Genomic DNA, 16,642 nt, shown 5'->3' on the forward strand with positions numbered 1-16,642 from the left:
AGCCGGTATTGATATGGCACAAACCAGTGAAAAGTTGCACTGGACCGCAAGAAATACCCACTGGATACTGGGGACGTTAATCCTCCTCCATCCTTATGGAACTTGCGCCCACCCCTTGCCGGGTGGGCGATTTTTATTCCGCCCCCCTGCCATAGCAAGCTGCGACAAGCAGTTTCACACTATCTGCCCACCATCTCCACGGCCACTGACCAGCCGGCCTGACACGCTTCTGCCCTGCCCGAATACAAACCGCCGTAATAACTGCTTTAAACAAAATTGGAGTAATCTGCCATGATGAATTCTGTTTGCGCCATCCTGGCAAGCAGCACGGTGGTAACAGACTTCCCGGCACGACGGCGATCTTTGAACAGAAGCTTATTTATGCAATAAGAGCGACTCGATATACTGCATGGAAAAGCCCAATAAGCGTCATTTTTTATAGATTTTATTTAAACTGACGCCATCTGCAGAAAGAAATAACGTGATTGACCTTACGCCCTCCTCCTGGTTGACGCAGCGATTCGGCACGGACAGCCCACGCTGGAGACTGCCGCCGGACTCCAACGCGCTCTATCTTTCCGATGCCGACGACCGGATGATCGTCGCCATTGCCCTGAGCAATGCCCAGGCCGAAGACGTACGCAGCCTGGCCGGCTCCACCGCTACCGTCGCCATCGAAACCCAGCTGGAAGGCACGCCGCTGGGCCTGATTCTGATTGGCCGCCGCACCGACCATGACGAGTGGCGCGGTGTGGCCACCTGGTGCAATGACACCGCCGCCGTACGGCGCGAGATGGAACGCGGGCTGAATTTCTCCGAGCAGGTCATTTCCGAAGTCAGCTCGCTGATCGTGATCGTGGACGACAACGGCAATATCAAGCGCTTCAACCGCGAATGCGAACGGCTTTCGGGCAAGACCGAGGCCGAAGTCATGGGCAAGAACGCACTGGAGCTGTTTTTCTCGGCCGAAGAGTCGGAAAAGATCCGCGCCAATCTCACCACTTTTTTCCGCAGCATGCAAAGCTGGGAAACCGAACGCCACATTCTGACCAAAGACGGCCCGCGGCTGATCTGGTGGCGCAACCGGCTGGTGCGCAACGCCACGGTGGACCAGTGGTTTCTGGTGTGTTCCGGCACCGACATCACCGAGCAGCGCCGCGCACAGGCCAGGCTGGAGGAACAGGCCAGCACCGACAGCACCACCGGCCTGCCCAATCGCCATGCCATCCAGAACATCATCAATCTCGCGGTTGCCACCAAGCCAGCCAAACCCTTCGACCTGCTGTTTCTGGACCTGGACAACTTCAAGAACATCAACGACCACTATGGCCATGCCATGGGCGACCTGCTGATCGCCCGTGTCGGCCAGGCGCTACGCGAACAAATCGGCCCCGGCGATGCCCTGGCACGCTTTGGCGGCGACGAATTCTTGCTGCTGCTCTACGACGCCACCCCGGAAAAAACCGCCAGCGTGTGCCGCCAGATCCGCCAGTTGATGGAAACACCGTTCACCTTGCAGCACATTCAGGTGTATTCCGGCTGCTCTATCGGCGTGGCCAGTTTTCCAGCCGACGGCGAAAGCCTGAGCGAGCTGGTGCGCAATGCCGACACCGCCATGTATGCCGCCAAGGCAGCAAACAAGGGGGGTGTGATGTATTTTTCCCGCGAAATGAACAACCACCTGCAGGAAAGCATGTGGCTGGATGGCGGCTTGCGCCAGGCCTTGCAGGAGGGCCAGTTCAGCCTGCACTACCAGCCGCAGGTGTGCCTGCGCAGCATGCAGGCAGCTTCGGTAGAGGCACTGATTCGCTGGCAATCGACCGAGCGTGGCATGGTGCCACCGCTGAGCTTCATCCGTTACGCCGAGGATTCCGGCCTGATCAAGCAGATTGGCCGCTGGGTCATCCGCGAAGCCATGGCCCAGGCCAGACGCTGGAGCACGCTACCGCAGCCACTGCGCATTTCGGTCAATCTGTCGGCCCGCCAGTTGGGCGACCCCGAGCTACTGTCCGACTTCATGGCCGCCATGCAGCAGCATGGCTTCACCCAGTCGCCGCTGGATATCGAGCTGACCGAATCCTGCATCGCCTCGGACGAGGCGCGCACCATCGAAATCATGAGCGCAATGCGCGCACTGGGTGTCAATATCCACCTGGACGATTTCGGCACCGGTTACTCCTCGCTGTCACAGCTCACCCGTTTGCCACTGCAAGTCATCAAGATGGATCAAAGCTTTATCCGCGCTATCCCGGCGGATGCCCGGTCCATGGCGCTGCTGCGCTCGATGGTGGCCGTGGCGCAGCAGCTTGATTTCCAGATCGTGGCAGAGGGTGTGGAAACCGACAGCCAGCTGGACTTCATCCGTGAAATCGGGGTCGATCTGGCACAGGGCTATCACTTTGCCCGCCCCATGCCCGCCGACCAGCTGGAACAATGGCTGCGCCAGCATGGCAAACCCTGAACGGGCCTGCCATGCCACTCAATCAGCTGCCAGGATTCAAGCGCGTGTGCGCTTGTTCTGCAGCTGAACCAGCCTTTCCATATAGGCAATATCCTTTTCTTCCACGGACAGCGCGGTGTCCACCCAGTCCTGGGTAATATCCATCAGCTCTTCGCGGTGGATAGGGAATACCCGGTGGCGGGCACGCAGCATGGCACGGATGCCGTTCATTCTGGGCTGCAGGGTGTCGATGAAGGTTCTGGCTGCCATCACTCCCTCGCCCGGCTCGAACAGCTGATCGGCCAGCCCCACCTCATGATGCCAGGGCGCCCGCGGTGCCTCGCCCGAGGAAATCAGCTGCTCGGCCACCCGCTGCCCCGCCTTGCGTCCGACAAATGAATAAGCCCCCATGCCGGGGAAAAGATTAAACGAGATCTCGGGGAATCCCATTTTTGCATCACGTTGTGCCAGCAGGTAATGATGGGCCAGCGCCGCCTCGAAGCCTCCTCCCAGCGCACTCCCCTCCACCAGTGCCAGCGTGATGACATTGCGGCCAAAGCCACCATCCAGATGGCACAGAATATCAATGCACCGGGTGGCGTAGCTGGACAGTACATCGCGCTGACGCTGGCGTATCGCCTGGGAAAACAGGCTCAGATCGCCACCGGTGTTATACATATGCGGCACGGTGGAACCCGAGATGAAGAAATCAATCGGCAGCTTGCTGTCGCATACGGCACGAAACACCGCCTCGACATCATCCAGCAAGGCCGGGTTGAAGCTGGGGCGCGGATGGGTATGCATCATCAGCCAGACGATGCGGCGGCCGCTTTCGTAGTAGGCGGTCAGTTGCGATGTGTGACCTGCTTCGGTAAAAATCTGGCAATCTTTGTGGAATGCGTCAGTCATGTCGGCTCCTCATGAGCGTGGTGGAAAATCGATGGAACGTTCGATTTTCCAGCTTTGCCGCCAGCATAAACAGTGACCTCGGTTCATTCCATATGTTTTGAATAATTTCTGCCTTTTCATTTTATTTAAACAAATCAACAGGAAATGGTGTTTTTTGCCTATTCCTACGCATTTCTATTCATCATGATATTTATGCTGGTTTTTACAAAAAACAGCACACCTGCCTGCCCGGCCAGCACTGCATCGGGCAGTGCTACCCCACCTGGCAAGGCCACGCGATGATCAGTGAAGAAATTACCCTGCGCAAACTACAGATCCTGACTGCCTTCGTCGCCAGCGGCAGCCTGGCACGCACTGCCGAACGCATGCAGATGAGCACCGTCAGCGTGCACCGCGCCCTGCATTCGCTGGAAGACGCCATGCGCTGCGTCCTGTTTCGTCACGAAGGCCGCCGACTGATTGCCTTGCCCGCCGCCCTGGCGCTGGCCGAAGCCGCCGAGGATGCCGGGCGAACACTGGAAAGCGGCATCCGCAAAGCCCGTGAAAAAGCCGGCTTTGGCGCAGCTCAACTGAAAATTGGTGCCATGTACTCGCTGACGGTGGAGCTGATTCCACGCCTGGTGATGGGGGTAAAGCTGCGCCGGCCAGAACTGGCCATCGAACTGCAACTGGGCTCCAACACCCAGTTGCTGGAGAAACTGCAAACCCAGCAGGTGGACGCCCTGCTGATGTCGCTGCCGGCCGATGGCTGCCCACCCGGCTTGCTGGCAGTACCACTATTCGAAGACGAGTTGTTTCTTGCCTCCTCGCCAGCCGGTCCGTCACCGGCTGCTGCCACGGCAGATCTGGCCGACTACCGCCATCATAAATTCGTCGCACTCAACGACGGCTTTGCCACCAGCCGGGACTTCCAGCGCCTGTTCGAGCAAGCCGGTTACCAGCCGGATGTAGTGATGCGGGTAGACGACATTTTTTCGCTGATGAACCTGGTAGCTGCCGGGGTAGGCCTCAGTCTGCTGCCCGGCCGGGTCAGCTCATTGTTTGCCGGGCGCATCCGCTTCACCCCACTGGCTCCGCAGTGGCACAGTACCCAGCATATCGGCCTGTTGCTGCAGGAATGCCGCGAGCGCGACCCCAATCTGCTGGCCTTGCTGGCCGAAGCCCGCATGCTGGGACAGCAGCCATCCGCCACGGGCCTTGCCACCAAACCATTAGCCTCAGGCTAACAATTCGCCGGCCAGCTTGATTGATGGCCAGCGTGCCAGCGCCTACCTTGCGGACATTGTCATCTGCGATATGGAGCCCCCATGCTGGCAGCCTCATCCCCCACCCCGGTCTGGCATCGCCGCCGTAGTGAAAAGCGCCGCCGGATCGAGCTGGCCGGCCACCTGGCCAGCGGCCGCATCCTGTCCACCAGCCAGCTGACCGCCGCACTGGAAATCCTGATCGCCCCCGGCGACCGGGTAGTACTGGAAGGCAACAATCAAAAACAGGCCGATTTCCTGTCACGCTGTCTGGCACGGGCAGACCCGACCCGCCTGCATGATCTGCACATGATCATTCCCAGCGTGGGCCGGCCCGAGCATCTGGACATTTTCGAAAGCGGCATTGCCCGCAAGCTGGACTTTTCCTTTTCCGGCCCGCAAAGCCTGCGTATCGGCCAGCTGCTACAGGATGGCTGTCTGGAAATCGGTGCCATCCATACTTATGTCGAGCTGTATGCCCGGCTGTTTGTCGACCTCACCCCCAATGTCGCACTGGTCGCTGCTTATCAGGCCGACCGCCACGGTAATCTCTACACCGGCCCCAGCACCGAGGACACCCCGGCACTGGTGGAAGCCACCGCTTTTCGCGACGGCATTGTCATCGCCCAGGTGAATGAAATTGTCGAAGACCCGTCCGCACTCACCCGCGTGGACATTCCGGCCGACTGGGTGGATTTCGTAGTACTGGCCGACCGCCCCTTCTTTATCGAGCCGCTGTTCACCCGCGACCCGCGCCTGATCAAGCCGGTACACGTGCTGATGGCGATGATGGCCATTCGCGGCATCTACGAGCGGCATCAGGTGCAATCGCTCAACCACGGCCTGGGCTTCAATACCGCCGCCATCGAACTGCTGCTGCCCACCTATGGCGAGCAACTGGGGCTGAAAGGCAAGATCTGCCGCCACTGGACGCTGAACCCGCATCCGACGCTGATCCCGGCCATCGAAAGCGGCTGGGTGGACAGCGTGCACTGTTTTGGCGGCGAACTGGGCATGGAAGCTTATGTGGCGGCCCGCCCCGATGTGTTCTTCACCGGCCGCGATGGCTCGCTGCGCTCCAACCGCGCCTTCTGCCAGATGGCCGGGCAGTACGCGGTGGACATGTTCATCGGCTCCACCCTGCAAATGGATGGCGACGGCCACTCCTCCACCGTCACCCATGGCCGGCTATCCGGCTTTGGCGGCGCACCCAATATGGGCCACGACCCGCATGGCCGGCGCCATGCCAGCCCGGCCTGGCTGGATCTGATCCAGACCGACAGCCTGCTGGCCCGTGGCCGCAAGCTGGTGGTGCAAATGGTGGAAACCTTCCAGGGCAATGGCCAGCCCACCATCGTGGAAAGCCTGGACGCAGTAGAGGTGGCCCGCAACAGCGGCATGCCGCTGGCCCCGGTGATGATTTACGGCGACGACGTCAGCCATGTACTGACCGAAGAGGGCATCGCCTATCTGTACAAGGCCGAATCACTAGAACAGCGCCGGCAGATGATTGCCTCCGTGGCCGGCATCACCCCCATCGGCCTGCGCCACGACCCGGCCAACACCGCCGCACTGCGCCAGGCTGGACTGGTCGCCCTGCCGGAAGACCTGGGCATCCGCCGCAGCGAAGCCAGCCGCTCGCTGCTGGCCGCCAAGAGCATGGCCGAACTGGTGAGCTGGTCGGACGGGCTGTACCAGCCGCCGGCCCGCTTCCGGAGCTGGTAATGCGCCGCGCTTTTGCCCCCGACCAGGCCGGACAACTGGCCAAGCAACTGGCGGCGCTGGCCTGTCAGTCGCTGCTGGACGAAGCCCGCCTGGCTCCCAAGCCCGGGCTGGTGGACAGCCGTGGCAGCGGCGCCCACAGCGACCTGACACTGGCACTGCTGTGCCGCTCGGCCCACGCCTTGTACCCAACCTTCTTCGCCATGGCCAATGCCGCCTGGCAGCAACAGCCATCGCCAGCACTGCGCGAACAGCTGGGCAGCCTGGGCCGGGCCGGCGAGCAGGCCATGCTGCAGGCCAGTGACGGCGTCAACACCCATCGCGGCGCGATCTGGGCCATCGGCTTGCTGGTAGCCGCTGCCGCCATGGATGCCAGCCAGCTGCAGGCCGTGGCGGTCTGCCAGCGTGCCGCTACGCTGGCAAAACTACCCGACCGCCTGCTGCCGGCACAGCCACGCAAGGGCGAACTGGCCTGCCAGCGCTACGGCGTGAGTGGTGCCCGTGGCGAAGCGCAGCAGGGCTTTCCGCACATCACCAAGCTGGCCTTGCCCGCCTTGCAGGCCAGCCGCACACGCGGCGACGGCGAAGTGAATGCCCGGCTTAATGCCCTGCTGGCCATCATGAGCCGGCTGGACGACACCTGCCTGCTGTCGCGCGGCGGCATGCCGGGACTGACGCTGGTACAGGCTGGGGCGCAAAGCGTACTGGCTGTCGGCGGTGTCGCCACCCTGCCCGGGCGCCGCCGGCTCTATCAACTGGAAAAAGACATGCTGGCGCAACGCCTGTCACCCGGTGGCGCCGCCGACCTGCTGGCCGCCACCCTGCTGCTGGACCGGCTACCGGCCATGGCAGGCAACTGACCCGGCCAACCAACAAGGAGAAATCATGGAAAAACTACATCTGCACTATCCGGCCGGAGCCCCGGCCGCACAAGCCGTGCTGGTGGGGGTAGTAGCCTCGGGCGACCTGGAAGTGCTGATCGCACCGGCCGCCGCCGGCAGCTGCCACATCGTGATACACAGCGCCGCTGATGGCAGCGCCGCCCGCTGGCGCGCCCAGCTCGACCGCCTGTTTGCCGATGGCCAGGCCGCCGCCATGCAGATGGAAATCAATGATTTCGGCGCCACCCCGGGCGTGGTCAGCCTGCGGCTGGCCCAGGCACTGGAGGAGCTGTCCGCATGAGCCATCAACAAGACATCGCCCGGCTGCTGCAGGGCCGCAGCTTTATCGAGCTGAGCGCGCGCGAACGCGCCCACAGCCTGCTAGATGCCGGCAGCTGCCGTGAGCTGGCCGGGCCGTTCGAACGACTGTACTCACCCTGGCTCAGTGCGCAGGGCATCGTGACCCAGGCCGATGACGGCGTGGTCATCTGCAAGGGCTTGCTGGATGGCCAGCCGGCGGTGATTGCCGCCATCGAAGGCAGTTTTCAGGGCGGCAGCCTGGGTGAAGTGGGCGGGGCCAAGCTGGCCTCTGCACTGGAGCTGGCGGCAGCAGACAATCGCCAGGGCATTCCCACCCGCGGCGTCATCCTGTTTGAAACCGGTGGTGTGCGCCTGCAGGAGGCCAACCTGGGCCTGGCCGCCATTGCCGAAATCCACGCTGCCATTGCCGACCTTACCCGCTATCAGCCGGTCATCGGCATCATCGCCGGCACCGTGGGTTGTTTTGGCGGCATGTCGATTGCCGCCGGCCTGTGCAGCTATCTCATCGTCACTCGCGAAGCCAGGCTGGGGCTGAACGGCCCGCAAGTGATCGAGCAGGAAGCCGGCGTGGCGGAATATGACTCGCGCAACCGGCCCTTCATCTGGAGCCTCACTGGCGGCGAACAGCGCCAGGCCTGCGCTCTGGCCGATGCCTTACTGGAAGACGACAGCACACTCATTCGCCAGCAACTGCTGCAGTTCATGGCCCGTGGCCTGCCCGAGCAGCCGCGCCACCGCCGCAGCCGGCACTATCTGGAGCGGCTGCTGGCCATGGATAGCGCCGCCCAGGCTGATGCCGACTCCGCCCGCCAACTGTTCCACTCAGGAGAAAAACCATGAGCCAGCCCACCATCAGCCAGCGCGGCCGCGACTGGTTTCACGCCCTGTGCGGCAGTACTCCCCTGCAGAAAGGCTTGCCGCCATCCCTGCTGGTGGCAGATGGCGAGCTGGCCGGGCAGCCGGCACGTTATGTGGCCGTGGTGGCCGACCCGCATAATCCCTTTGTCCGCGCCCGCCACGGCGAGGTGGGCCTGCTGGAGGGCTGGGCACTGGCCGCCGCCATCGACGCTGCAGTGCACGCCGATCAGCAAGAGACAGACAAGCGCGCCATCGTCGCCATCATCGACGTCCCCAGTCAGGCCTATGGCCGCCGTGAAGAGGCCTACGGCATCCACCAGGCGCTGGCCGCCGCCGCCGCGGCCTATGCCAGCGCCCGGCTAGCTGGCCATCCGGTAATCGGGCTGATTGTCGGCAAGGCCATGTCCGGCGCCTTCCTGGCCCACGGCTACCAGGCCAACCGCCTGCTGGCACTGGACGATGCCGGGGTGATGGTGCACGCCATGGGCAAGCAGGCCGCCGCCCGCATCACCCTGCGTTCGGTGGACGAATTGGAAACCCTGGCCGCCAGTATCGCGCCCATGGCCTATGACATCGCCAGCTATGCCAGCCTGGGCCTGTTGTGGCAATTGCTCAAAGTGAACCAGCCAGACCAGCCCACGCCGGCTGATGTGCAACGGGTGCGCAGCGCACTGGCAGATGCGCTTCACGACATCCAGGCCGATCCGCAACGCGGCCTACAGCAGCGGCTGCACGGCGAGCATCGCCAGGCCACGCGCAAGGTCCGTGAGCTGCTGCAAGGGCAATGGGCGGAGAACGCAGGCTAAAGCCAGCACGCATCCCGGCACATGGCCATGGCCATGGCCAGCGTCGCCGGATGCCTACCACATGGTTGACCGCAGCTGACGCAGCAAAGCCTTGTCGCCTGCCGTTTCTTGTCAGGAGTTTCCGATGCTCAAGCCTTACCTGCCGCATGATCTGCTCTGGCTTGCCCCCCGCTCGGCGCTGGCCACCGACACCGAGCTGCCCGCCTGGCTGCCGCAGCACTGGCACCCCGGCCTGCCGGTGGTGGTGCGCCGCGCCAGCAGCAGGCCCGGCTGGATCGCGGTCGGGGTGCGTGGCCCGCTACGCTGGCAGCGCTGTGCCTTGTGGGCGCGCCTCCAGCAGGTAGGTCGGGCGCTGAGCCCGGAGCAAGTGGCCGCACAGCAGGGCTGGCGACAGCACCCACGTCTTGCCGCCCTGCCGGCATTGCAGGCCCTGCAGCAGTTACATCCGGCATTGCAGGCCAGCGGCCTCGCCTGGGGCATCACTGGCAGTGCCGGTTTCGAACTGGCCACTGGTCAGCCTGCTCTTGGTCCGGCCAGCGATCTTGACCTGCTGCTGCGCTGCCCGCAGCCACCCGCGCGGGCAGTAGTGCAAGCGTTGGCGGAAACGCTGGCAGGGCTGCCTTGTCGCGTGGATATCCAGTTGCAAACCCCTACCGGCGGTGTGGCGCTGGACGAATGGCTGCGCGGCGGCAGGGTGCTGCTGAAAACCGCCAGCGGCCCGCTGCTGCTGGATGAACCGCTAGCCGCGTGGCCGGCCCACAGGCAAAACCATGTGGAGCAATGCCCATGAGCATCTTGTTTGTCTTTCCCGGCCAGGGCAGCCAGCGCCCCGGCATGCTGCAACAGCTACCGCAACACGCGGCCTGTCATGCGGTACTGGCCGAGGCCGAGGCCGTGCTGGGCAGTTCGCCGCACTTGCTGGATTCTGCCGCCGCGCTGCGCTCCACGGTGGCAGTACAGCTCTGCCTGCTGATTGCCGGCGTGGCCTCGGCCCGTCTGCTGCAAGCAGCAGGCATCCAGCCGCAGATGGTGGCTGGCTTGTCGATTGGTGCCTTTGCCGCCGCCGTAGTGGCCGAGGCGCTGCCGCTGGTCGATGCCCTGCGCCTGGTGCGGCGGCGTGGCCAGTTGATGGAGCAGGCCTATCCGCAGGGCTATGGCCTGTGCGCGGTATCCGGACTGGACCTGCCGCAGCTGGACAGCCTGCTGGCACAGCTGCGGGCTACCGGCAGCCCGCTCTATCTGGCCAATATCAATGCCGAGCGCCAACTGGTGGTGGCCGGCAGCGACACAGGCCTGCAGCAGCTGGCCAGCCTGATCCAGAGCAGTGGGGCCGGCCGCTGCCAGCGGCTGGACATCAGCGTGCCTTCGCACTGCAGCCTGCTGGATGAAGCTGCCAGCGCGCTGCATCAGGATTTCATCCGCATCCGCCTGGCCGCGCCACGGCTGGACTACCTCAGCGCCAGCGCCGCCCGCCTACTGCGGCGGCCCGAGCAGATTGCCGATGATCTGGCCGGCAATATGGCGCGGCTGGTGCGCTGGCACGACTGTAGCCGACTGGCTTATGAACGCGGCGCACGGCTGGCGGTGGAAATGCTGCCTGGCAGCACCCTGAGCAAGTTGCTTGCTGCGGTATTTGAAGACGGCACCGCACTGGCCCTGGCCACCACCCGGCTGGACAGCCTGCAAGCCCAGGCCAGCCGGCTGCAGGCTCAGGACTGATGCCGGCTACCGTGCGGCCAGCACCGCGTCCAGCGCATCCAGCAACAAGTCGGCATGTTCGCGGGCAAACGGCAGCTGCGGCCGCAGTTTGAGGATATTGCCGGCCGGTCCGGTGGCACTGAGCAGGATGCGCCGCTCGCGCAGCGCATTGACCACACGGCTGGCGGCGGCGGTGGCCGGCTGTTTGCCTTGACGGTCGTTCACCAGTTCCACCCCAAGGAAAAAACCGGCACCGCGCACATCGCCGATCAGCTCGTGCTTGCCGGCCAGCGCCTGCAACCCTGCCTTGAGATACGCCCCGGTGACGTGGGCATTGTGCTGCAAGCCTTCTTGTTCGATCACCTCCAGCACGGCCATACCGGCGGCACAGGACACCGGATTGCCACCAAAGGTATTGAAGTAGCGCACGCGGCTGCCAAAGGCATCGATGATGTCGGCACGCGCCGCCAGCCCGGCCAGCGGGTGACCATTGCCCATCGGCTTGCCCATGGTGACGATGTCCGGCTGCACACCATGGCGCTGGAAGCCCCAGAAATGGCTGCCACTGCGGGCAAAGCCGGCCTGTACTTCGTCGGCAATGAACAAGCCGCCTGCTGCATGAATGGCATCGACCGCACCAGCCAGGAAACCGGGCGGGTCGGCAAACACGCCATCGCTGGTAAACAGCGTATCCACCAGCAGTGCAGCCGGGCGCAGGCCGTGGCGCTGCAGGTCGGCAATCGCCGCCTGCACATCGTGGGTAAAGCGCGTGGCGACATCCTCGCCGGCCACGCCACGGTAGCTATCCGGGGTGGGCACGGTACGCACATTCGGCCCCAGCGCCACGCCCTCGCCAAAAGCTGGCGAACAGGCCGCCACGCTACTGGTGACGCCATGGTAGGCATGGGCGGTGACAATCACCCCTTGCCCACCGGTGAAATTGCTCGCCAGCCGCAAGGCCAGATCGTTGGCCTCGCTGCCGGTACAGGTAAACATGGCCTGATGACCCGGCATGGCCAGAGTGGCCAGCAGGCGCTCGGCATAATCGACAATGCCTTCATCCAGGTAACGGGTATGGGTGTTGAGCGTGGCCGCCTGGCGGGCAATGGCCTGCACCACCTGCGGATGGCTATGCCCTACCGAGGCGACATTGTTGTAGACATCCAGATAGGGCTGGCCGGCGGCGTCGTACAGCCACACCCCCTCGCCGCGCAGCAGATGCAAGGGCTGCTGATAGAACAGGCGATATGCCTGCCCCAGTGCCTGTTGGCGACGGCGGATCAGCGCCTGCTCACGGGCAGGCAGGCTGGCCAGCGTGCCCGGATCAAAGGCATTGGCCATGCGTTGGTCTGGCGGATTCATGCTGCTCCTTTCGTCTGGCACAACTGCTGCAGATAGGCGGTGGCGCGTGCCGGGCCGAATGCGGCCAGCCGTTGCAGGCCATCCCAGCTCAGGCCGTTGTTGCGCAGGATATAACTGCGATTTTCCGGATAACGTGCCGCCCGCCAGCCGGTGATGGTGACCGTCATGCACAGCCGGGTCATGATCAAGGAATACAGCAGATCAATTTCGCCCGGCAGCAAGGGACAGACCGCGTGGTAGCCGGCAATCAGCTCGCCGGCACTATCCAGCGGATTGGCGGTGGTGGACAGCTGGTAGGAACAGGCCACCGCCAGCTCGTTGATCAAGGGTGCTTCCACCATGTCACCAAAGTCGATCAGGCCGGCGGTGCTGATCTGGTCTTGCGCATCCACCAGCACATTGTGCGGGTTCAGGTCATTGTGAATCACCTGCCGGCGCAGTCCACCCAGCTGCGGCTGCACCTGCTGCATGAACTGCGCCAGCCAGTCGGCCAGCACCGCCTTTTGCGGCCCGTCCGGGGTTTCCGCCAGCAAGGGCTGCAGCCGCTGGGCATGCTGGATATCCCACAACAGCGGGTGATGGGCTGCCGGGTGGGCATAGTCGCGCAAGGCATTGTCCAGCCGGCCCAGCGTCTGCCCCAGATGACGGCGCTGGGCCGCACTGCGCTGAGTCTGGTGCAAGGGCTGGCCGGCCAGATAACTGAGCAGGCGCAGCACGCGCAGGCTGCCATCGACCATTTCGACCAGGGCATAGGGCTGGCCATCGCGGCGTGGCAGCAACTGCGGAATGGGCAGGGTCGGGTCCTGCGCCAGCGCGTGCAGCAAGGCACGGCTCTGGAAATCGGTAACGGCGCGGTCCTCCGCCGGGTGGCTCAGCTTCAACACATATTCGCGGCCATCGTAGCCACGGATGTGGAAATTGGCATCGCGCTCGCTATTGAGCGGGCTGGCCACACCGCGCAGGCCGTAATGCTGCCACAGCAAGGCGGTGGCCTCGCTGCACTCCACCGGCGCGGCGGCGGTGGAAAACAGCTGATCGATCACGCCTTCGGACACCTCTGCGGACACGGTTTCAGACATGCTGGCCACCGTTGATGTGGATTTCCGAGCCGTTGATATAAGAAGAATGGCCAGAGCAAAGGAAATAAATGGCCTCGGCCACTTCATGCGGCGTACCCAGGCGGTGCATCGGCACATCACGCTCGATAATGCGGGCGGTATCCGGTGACAGGATGGCGGTGTCGATTTCGCCCGGCGCAATGGCATTGGCGCGGATGCCATGCGGGCCGAACTCGTGCGCCAGCTCGCGGGTGAGTGCCGCCAAGCCGGCCTTGGAGGCGGCATAGGCCACGCCGGCAAACGGGTGCACGCGCGAGCCGGCAATGGACGTGACATTGACAATGGAGCCCTGCCCCTGTTTCAGCTCGGCAAACAAGCCACGCGCCAGCAAGGCGGTGGACACCAGATTCACATTCAGCACCCGGCTCCAGTCATCGGCAGCGCTGGCCAGAATGCCCAGCCGCTCACCCTGCGGCCCCTTGGGCGAGATACCGGCGTTGTTCACCAGCGCGTGCAGCTCGCCATTTGGCAGGCGGCTTTGTACTTCGGCAATCAGCTGGTCGAGGCAGGACAGGTCGGACAAATCGGCCTGGATATGGCTTTGCCGTGCCGATGGCCACAGGCAGGCCTCGGAAAATGGCTGGCGTGACACGGTGAAAATCTGCCAGTCATGCTCCTGAAACAGCTTGACCGTGGCATGGCCGATGCCGCGACTGGCACCAGTCAACAACATATAGCGGGTAGATGGGGACATGGCATTACTCCTGTCAGCGTGATATCGACGACGGCACGCGGCTGAATCAAATTATGATGCATCATATTTGCTGCATTTCCATCTGGCAAGCACGGTGTTACCATGCCGCCATCACCCTTTCGTCCGCTGCGCCATGCACTACCAACTCGACACCCTGGAACACGACAATCTGGGCAGCACGGTCTACCAGCTGCTGTGCAATGACTTGCTGCAAGGCCGGCTGCAGCCTGGCGCACGGCTGAAAATCCGCGAACTGGCCGAGCAACTGGGCACCAGCGTCACCCCGGTGCGTGATGCCATCCTGCGGCTGGTGCAGGAGCAGGCGCTGGCCATGCAATCGCCGCGCGACATTCGCGTGCCCTACATGACGGTGGAGCGTTATCTGGAAATACGCGCCATCCGCATCCGGCTGGAAGGGCTGGCGGCGGAAACCGCCGCGACCAAGGCACAGCCAGCCGACATCACCCGGCTGGAAGAGATCGTAGCGCGCAATGCTGTGGCCATGACCGCGCAGGACATCGCGCTGGGCTGCGCGCTGAACCAGCAGTTTCACTTTGCCCTGGTCGACATTGCCGGCCTGCCCTTCCTGCACGGCATTCTTTACCGCATCTGGCTGCAAATGGGGCCGCTGATCGCTGCCGTCTACCAGCAAGGGGGCAGCGCCATGCTGGATTATCACTACCCGGTGATGGCAGCAATGCGCCAAGGCGATGGCGCGGCGGCGGCACTGGCCATTGGCGACGATATTCTCAGCGGTGGCCAGGCCATCCTGCTGCATCTGCAAGCCCGCCAGAGCGCCGGCTGACGGATTTCCGCACGGCCGACACCGCAACATCGGCGGTCCGCCGTATCAATCCGGAAAAACACCTTTCATTTCAATGATTTGAACAGGCCATTTCAGGCACGATGTTTGCAATACACAGCTGCGTTCGTTCTTGCAGAAAGCTGCTGCCATGACATTCAAACTGCTGTGCACCCTGTTTATTACCTCCCTGCTGGCCGGCACCCTCAAGGCCGGCCCGCTGGCCGAGCAATCCAGCCTGTCGCTGCTGGCCATCCTGCTGCTGATGACGGCGCTGAACGCCGTGGTCTATGTACTGATCCGTCTGCTATTCCTCAAGCTGGCCCCACGCGGCGAATAAGCGGCAGCGGCCCAGACGTGACAAGGCCCGGCTATGCCGGGCCTTGTCACGTCTGGCACTACCATCAGCAGAGGCATGCTGCAACCACTGCCTGCTGCTGCAAACAGCAATAACAGGCTGGTCGGTTTCCTGACCAGCCTTTGCAACACCGTCCACTCAGGCCATCAGGTAAATCAGCGCCGCTTCACCAAACACACCAATCACCGTCCCCACCAGTACCGAGTGCGAGGCATGCAGGGCGTAGGTCTGGTTGCGCACGGCAAACATCGAGGCGGCAATCGCCGTCGGCACCGCTCCCACGATCAAGGCCTGGCGGGCAAACTCGGCATCCACGCCAAACAGCAGGACACCCAGCAGCATCAGCGCCGGCTGCAGGAAATTCTTCATCGCCACATTACCCACCACATGGCCGTTGAACGCCGGTTTTTCGCCGCAGAACATCAGGCCCAGCGCCAGCAAGGACACGCCACCGGCCGCCTTGGCCAGCATGTCCACACTCTCCTGCACTGCCGCCGGCAGGTGCAGATGATTGAAGCTCAGCACCACCCCCAGAATGGGCAGCCAGACAATCTGATTAGACAGGGTCTTCACCATGCTCTGTTTCAGCATGGTCACCACCCCATCATCACTGCCAGAGGCGGACATTTCGCCACAGCGGCACAGCACGATGGTCAGCGGCAGGATGATAAAGCTGGTGATCAGGTTGCCAATCAGTACCGCGATAAAGCCCTGCGGCCCGCACACCTGCTGCAGAATGGGCGCGCCAAAGTAGGCCATATCGGGAAAGGTACAGACCAGCGCCTGGATGGCGCTGCTTTTCAGATCACTACGGTAGTAATAACGCCCAGCCAGCAAGGCCAGGACGTAAGTGCCGACAAAGCCAAAGGTCAGGCACAAGATAAACGGCACATTCTGGATGCGCTCCGGCGGCGTTTTCAGCGCGCCGATAAATAGCGAACAAGGCAAGGCATAGCGCATCACCAGCGTGGCCAACACGCTGACATCCGCCTGACGGAAATAGCCACGCTGCCCGCCAAACCAGCCCAACATCATCAACAGCACCACTGGCAGCAGTGCCGTGCTCATCGTTCCCAGCATGTTATTGCTCCTTATTTCTGCAAAGTGTCTCTCACCACTTGCATAGCAAGGCGCATGCCATCGCACAACAACAACAAGTCATTGATTTTAATAAACAAATAAACACATCTCGCCGCCACAGTACGGTTTCCCGCGAATCCGTCGCGCCCAGCGCGCGGAAAACCGCACGCGCCAGCCAAGCCCACTGCCCCCAAGCCAGACAGGGTTTTCCGTCGATCCGGCCATGACAAAAACACGGAATTCCGACGCCCACCAGCTCTGCACGCAGCAAAAATTTGCCATTTTTCTTTATTTTCAACAACTTGCCAAATCACAAGGCGGTGGCACGCTCCTTGCAAAGCCCCGACCA

The 16,642-nt window shown here is 63.0% G+C and carries 16 protein-coding genes; 11 read left to right on the forward strand and 5 right to left on the reverse strand.

The window, feature by feature from the left end; translation table 11 throughout:
• Positions 1-481 precede the first annotated feature (481 nt).
• Entirely contained in the window at positions 482-2,461 is a 1,980-nt protein-coding gene (gene pdeR / locus H2Z84_RS13035; protein ID WP_181836357.1) for a cyclic di-GMP phosphodiesterase, read from the forward strand.
• Positions 2,462-2,497: 36 nt separating this feature from the next.
• Here pdeR and H2Z84_RS13040 read toward each other — a convergent pair whose 3' ends face one another.
• Positions 2,498-3,349 carry a crotonase/enoyl-CoA hydratase family protein gene (locus H2Z84_RS13040; protein ID WP_181836358.1) on the reverse strand — a complete coding sequence of 284 codons (852 nt, stop codon included), beginning with the start codon at positions 3,347-3,349 and terminating at the stop codon, positions 2,498-2,500.
• A gap of 278 nt (positions 3,350-3,627) precedes the next feature.
• Here H2Z84_RS13040 and H2Z84_RS13045 point away from each other — a divergent pair, with 278 nt between their 5' ends.
• The 8 genes from H2Z84_RS13045 to mdcH all read left to right on the forward strand — a co-directional run bounded on the left by H2Z84_RS13045 (position 3,628) and on the right by mdcH (position 10,900).
• Positions 3,628-4,575: a LysR substrate-binding domain-containing protein gene (locus H2Z84_RS13045; RefSeq protein WP_181836359.1), complete on the forward strand. Its 948-nt coding sequence runs from the start codon at positions 3,628-3,630 to the stop codon at positions 4,573-4,575.
• Positions 4,576-4,656: 81 nt separating this feature from the next.
• The gene (gene mdcA, locus H2Z84_RS13050; protein ID WP_181836360.1) at positions 4,657-6,318 is read left to right on the forward strand and encodes a malonate decarboxylase subunit alpha; all 1,662 of its coding nucleotides are present in this window, start codon (positions 4,657-4,659) and stop codon (positions 6,316-6,318) included.
• A complete protein-coding gene (locus tag H2Z84_RS13055; RefSeq protein WP_181836361.1) occupies positions 6,318-7,175 on the forward strand; it encodes a triphosphoribosyl-dephospho-CoA synthase in 858 nt (285 codons plus the stop codon). The genes mdcA and H2Z84_RS13055 overlap by 1 nt, the downstream gene beginning before the upstream one ends.
• A gap of 25 nt (positions 7,176-7,200) precedes the next feature.
• Complete coding sequence (locus tag H2Z84_RS13060) at positions 7,201-7,497, forward strand: malonate decarboxylase subunit delta (protein ID WP_181836362.1); 297 nt, start codon at positions 7,201-7,203, stop codon at positions 7,495-7,497.
• Positions 7,494-8,357, forward strand: a complete 864-nt coding sequence (locus H2Z84_RS13065) for a biotin-independent malonate decarboxylase subunit beta (RefSeq protein WP_181836363.1) — start codon at positions 7,494-7,496, stop codon at positions 8,355-8,357. The genes H2Z84_RS13060 and H2Z84_RS13065 overlap by 4 nt, the downstream gene beginning before the upstream one ends.
• Positions 8,354-9,181: a biotin-independent malonate decarboxylase subunit gamma gene (gene mdcE, locus H2Z84_RS13070; RefSeq protein WP_181836364.1), complete on the forward strand. Its 828-nt coding sequence runs from the start codon at positions 8,354-8,356 to the stop codon at positions 9,179-9,181. The genes H2Z84_RS13065 and mdcE overlap by 4 nt, the downstream gene beginning before the upstream one ends.
• 124 nt (positions 9,182-9,305) lie before the next feature.
• Complete coding sequence (locus tag H2Z84_RS13075) at positions 9,306-9,971, forward strand: malonate decarboxylase holo-ACP synthase (RefSeq protein WP_181836365.1); 666 nt, start codon at positions 9,306-9,308, stop codon at positions 9,969-9,971.
• Positions 9,968-10,900, forward strand: a complete 933-nt coding sequence (gene mdcH / locus H2Z84_RS13080; protein ID WP_181836366.1) for a malonate decarboxylase subunit epsilon — start codon at positions 9,968-9,970, stop codon at positions 10,898-10,900. Before H2Z84_RS13075 ends, mdcH begins: the two co-directional genes overlap by 4 nt.
• A 6-nt stretch (positions 10,901-10,906) precedes the next feature.
• On the opposite strand, the gene H2Z84_RS13085 is transcribed toward mdcH, so the two are convergent.
• Genes H2Z84_RS13085 through H2Z84_RS13095 form a run of 3 tightly spaced genes read right to left on the reverse strand, consistent with a single transcriptional unit; the run spans position 10,907 to position 14,053 of the window.
• On the reverse strand, positions 10,907-12,241 hold the full coding sequence (locus H2Z84_RS13085; RefSeq protein WP_220272831.1) for an aspartate aminotransferase family protein: 1,335 nt from the start codon (positions 12,239-12,241) through the stop codon (positions 10,907-10,909).
• Positions 12,238-13,320 carry a phosphotransferase gene (locus H2Z84_RS13090; RefSeq protein ID WP_181836367.1) on the reverse strand — a complete coding sequence of 361 codons (1,083 nt, stop codon included), beginning with the start codon at positions 13,318-13,320 and terminating at the stop codon, positions 12,238-12,240. The genes H2Z84_RS13085 and H2Z84_RS13090 overlap by 4 nt, the downstream gene beginning before the upstream one ends.
• The gene (locus H2Z84_RS13095) at positions 13,313-14,053 is read right to left on the reverse strand and encodes an SDR family NAD(P)-dependent oxidoreductase (RefSeq protein ID WP_181836368.1); all 741 of its coding nucleotides are present in this window, start codon (positions 14,051-14,053) and stop codon (positions 13,313-13,315) included. The genes H2Z84_RS13090 and H2Z84_RS13095 overlap by 8 nt, the downstream gene beginning before the upstream one ends.
• Before the next feature lie 133 nt (positions 14,054-14,186).
• Here H2Z84_RS13095 and H2Z84_RS13100 point away from each other — a divergent pair, with 133 nt between their 5' ends.
• Positions 14,187-14,858 carry a GntR family transcriptional regulator gene (locus H2Z84_RS13100; protein WP_181836369.1) on the forward strand — a complete coding sequence of 224 codons (672 nt, stop codon included), beginning with the start codon at positions 14,187-14,189 and terminating at the stop codon, positions 14,856-14,858.
• Positions 14,859-15,006: 148 nt separating this feature from the next.
• The gene (locus tag H2Z84_RS13105; protein WP_181836370.1) at positions 15,007-15,195 is read left to right on the forward strand and encodes a hypothetical protein; all 189 of its coding nucleotides are present in this window, start codon (positions 15,007-15,009) and stop codon (positions 15,193-15,195) included.
• 156 nt (positions 15,196-15,351) lie between these two features.
• Here the strand turns inward: H2Z84_RS13105 and H2Z84_RS13110 are convergent, their stop codons facing one another.
• A complete protein-coding gene (locus H2Z84_RS13110) occupies positions 15,352-16,293 on the reverse strand; it encodes an AEC family transporter (protein ID WP_181836371.1) in 942 nt (313 codons plus the stop codon).
• Positions 16,294-16,642: the final 349 nt, after the last annotated feature.

The organism is Aquitalea aquatica (assembly GCF_013911085.1).
Lineage (GTDB): Bacteria > Pseudomonadota > Gammaproteobacteria > Burkholderiales > Chromobacteriaceae > Aquitalea > Aquitalea aquatica.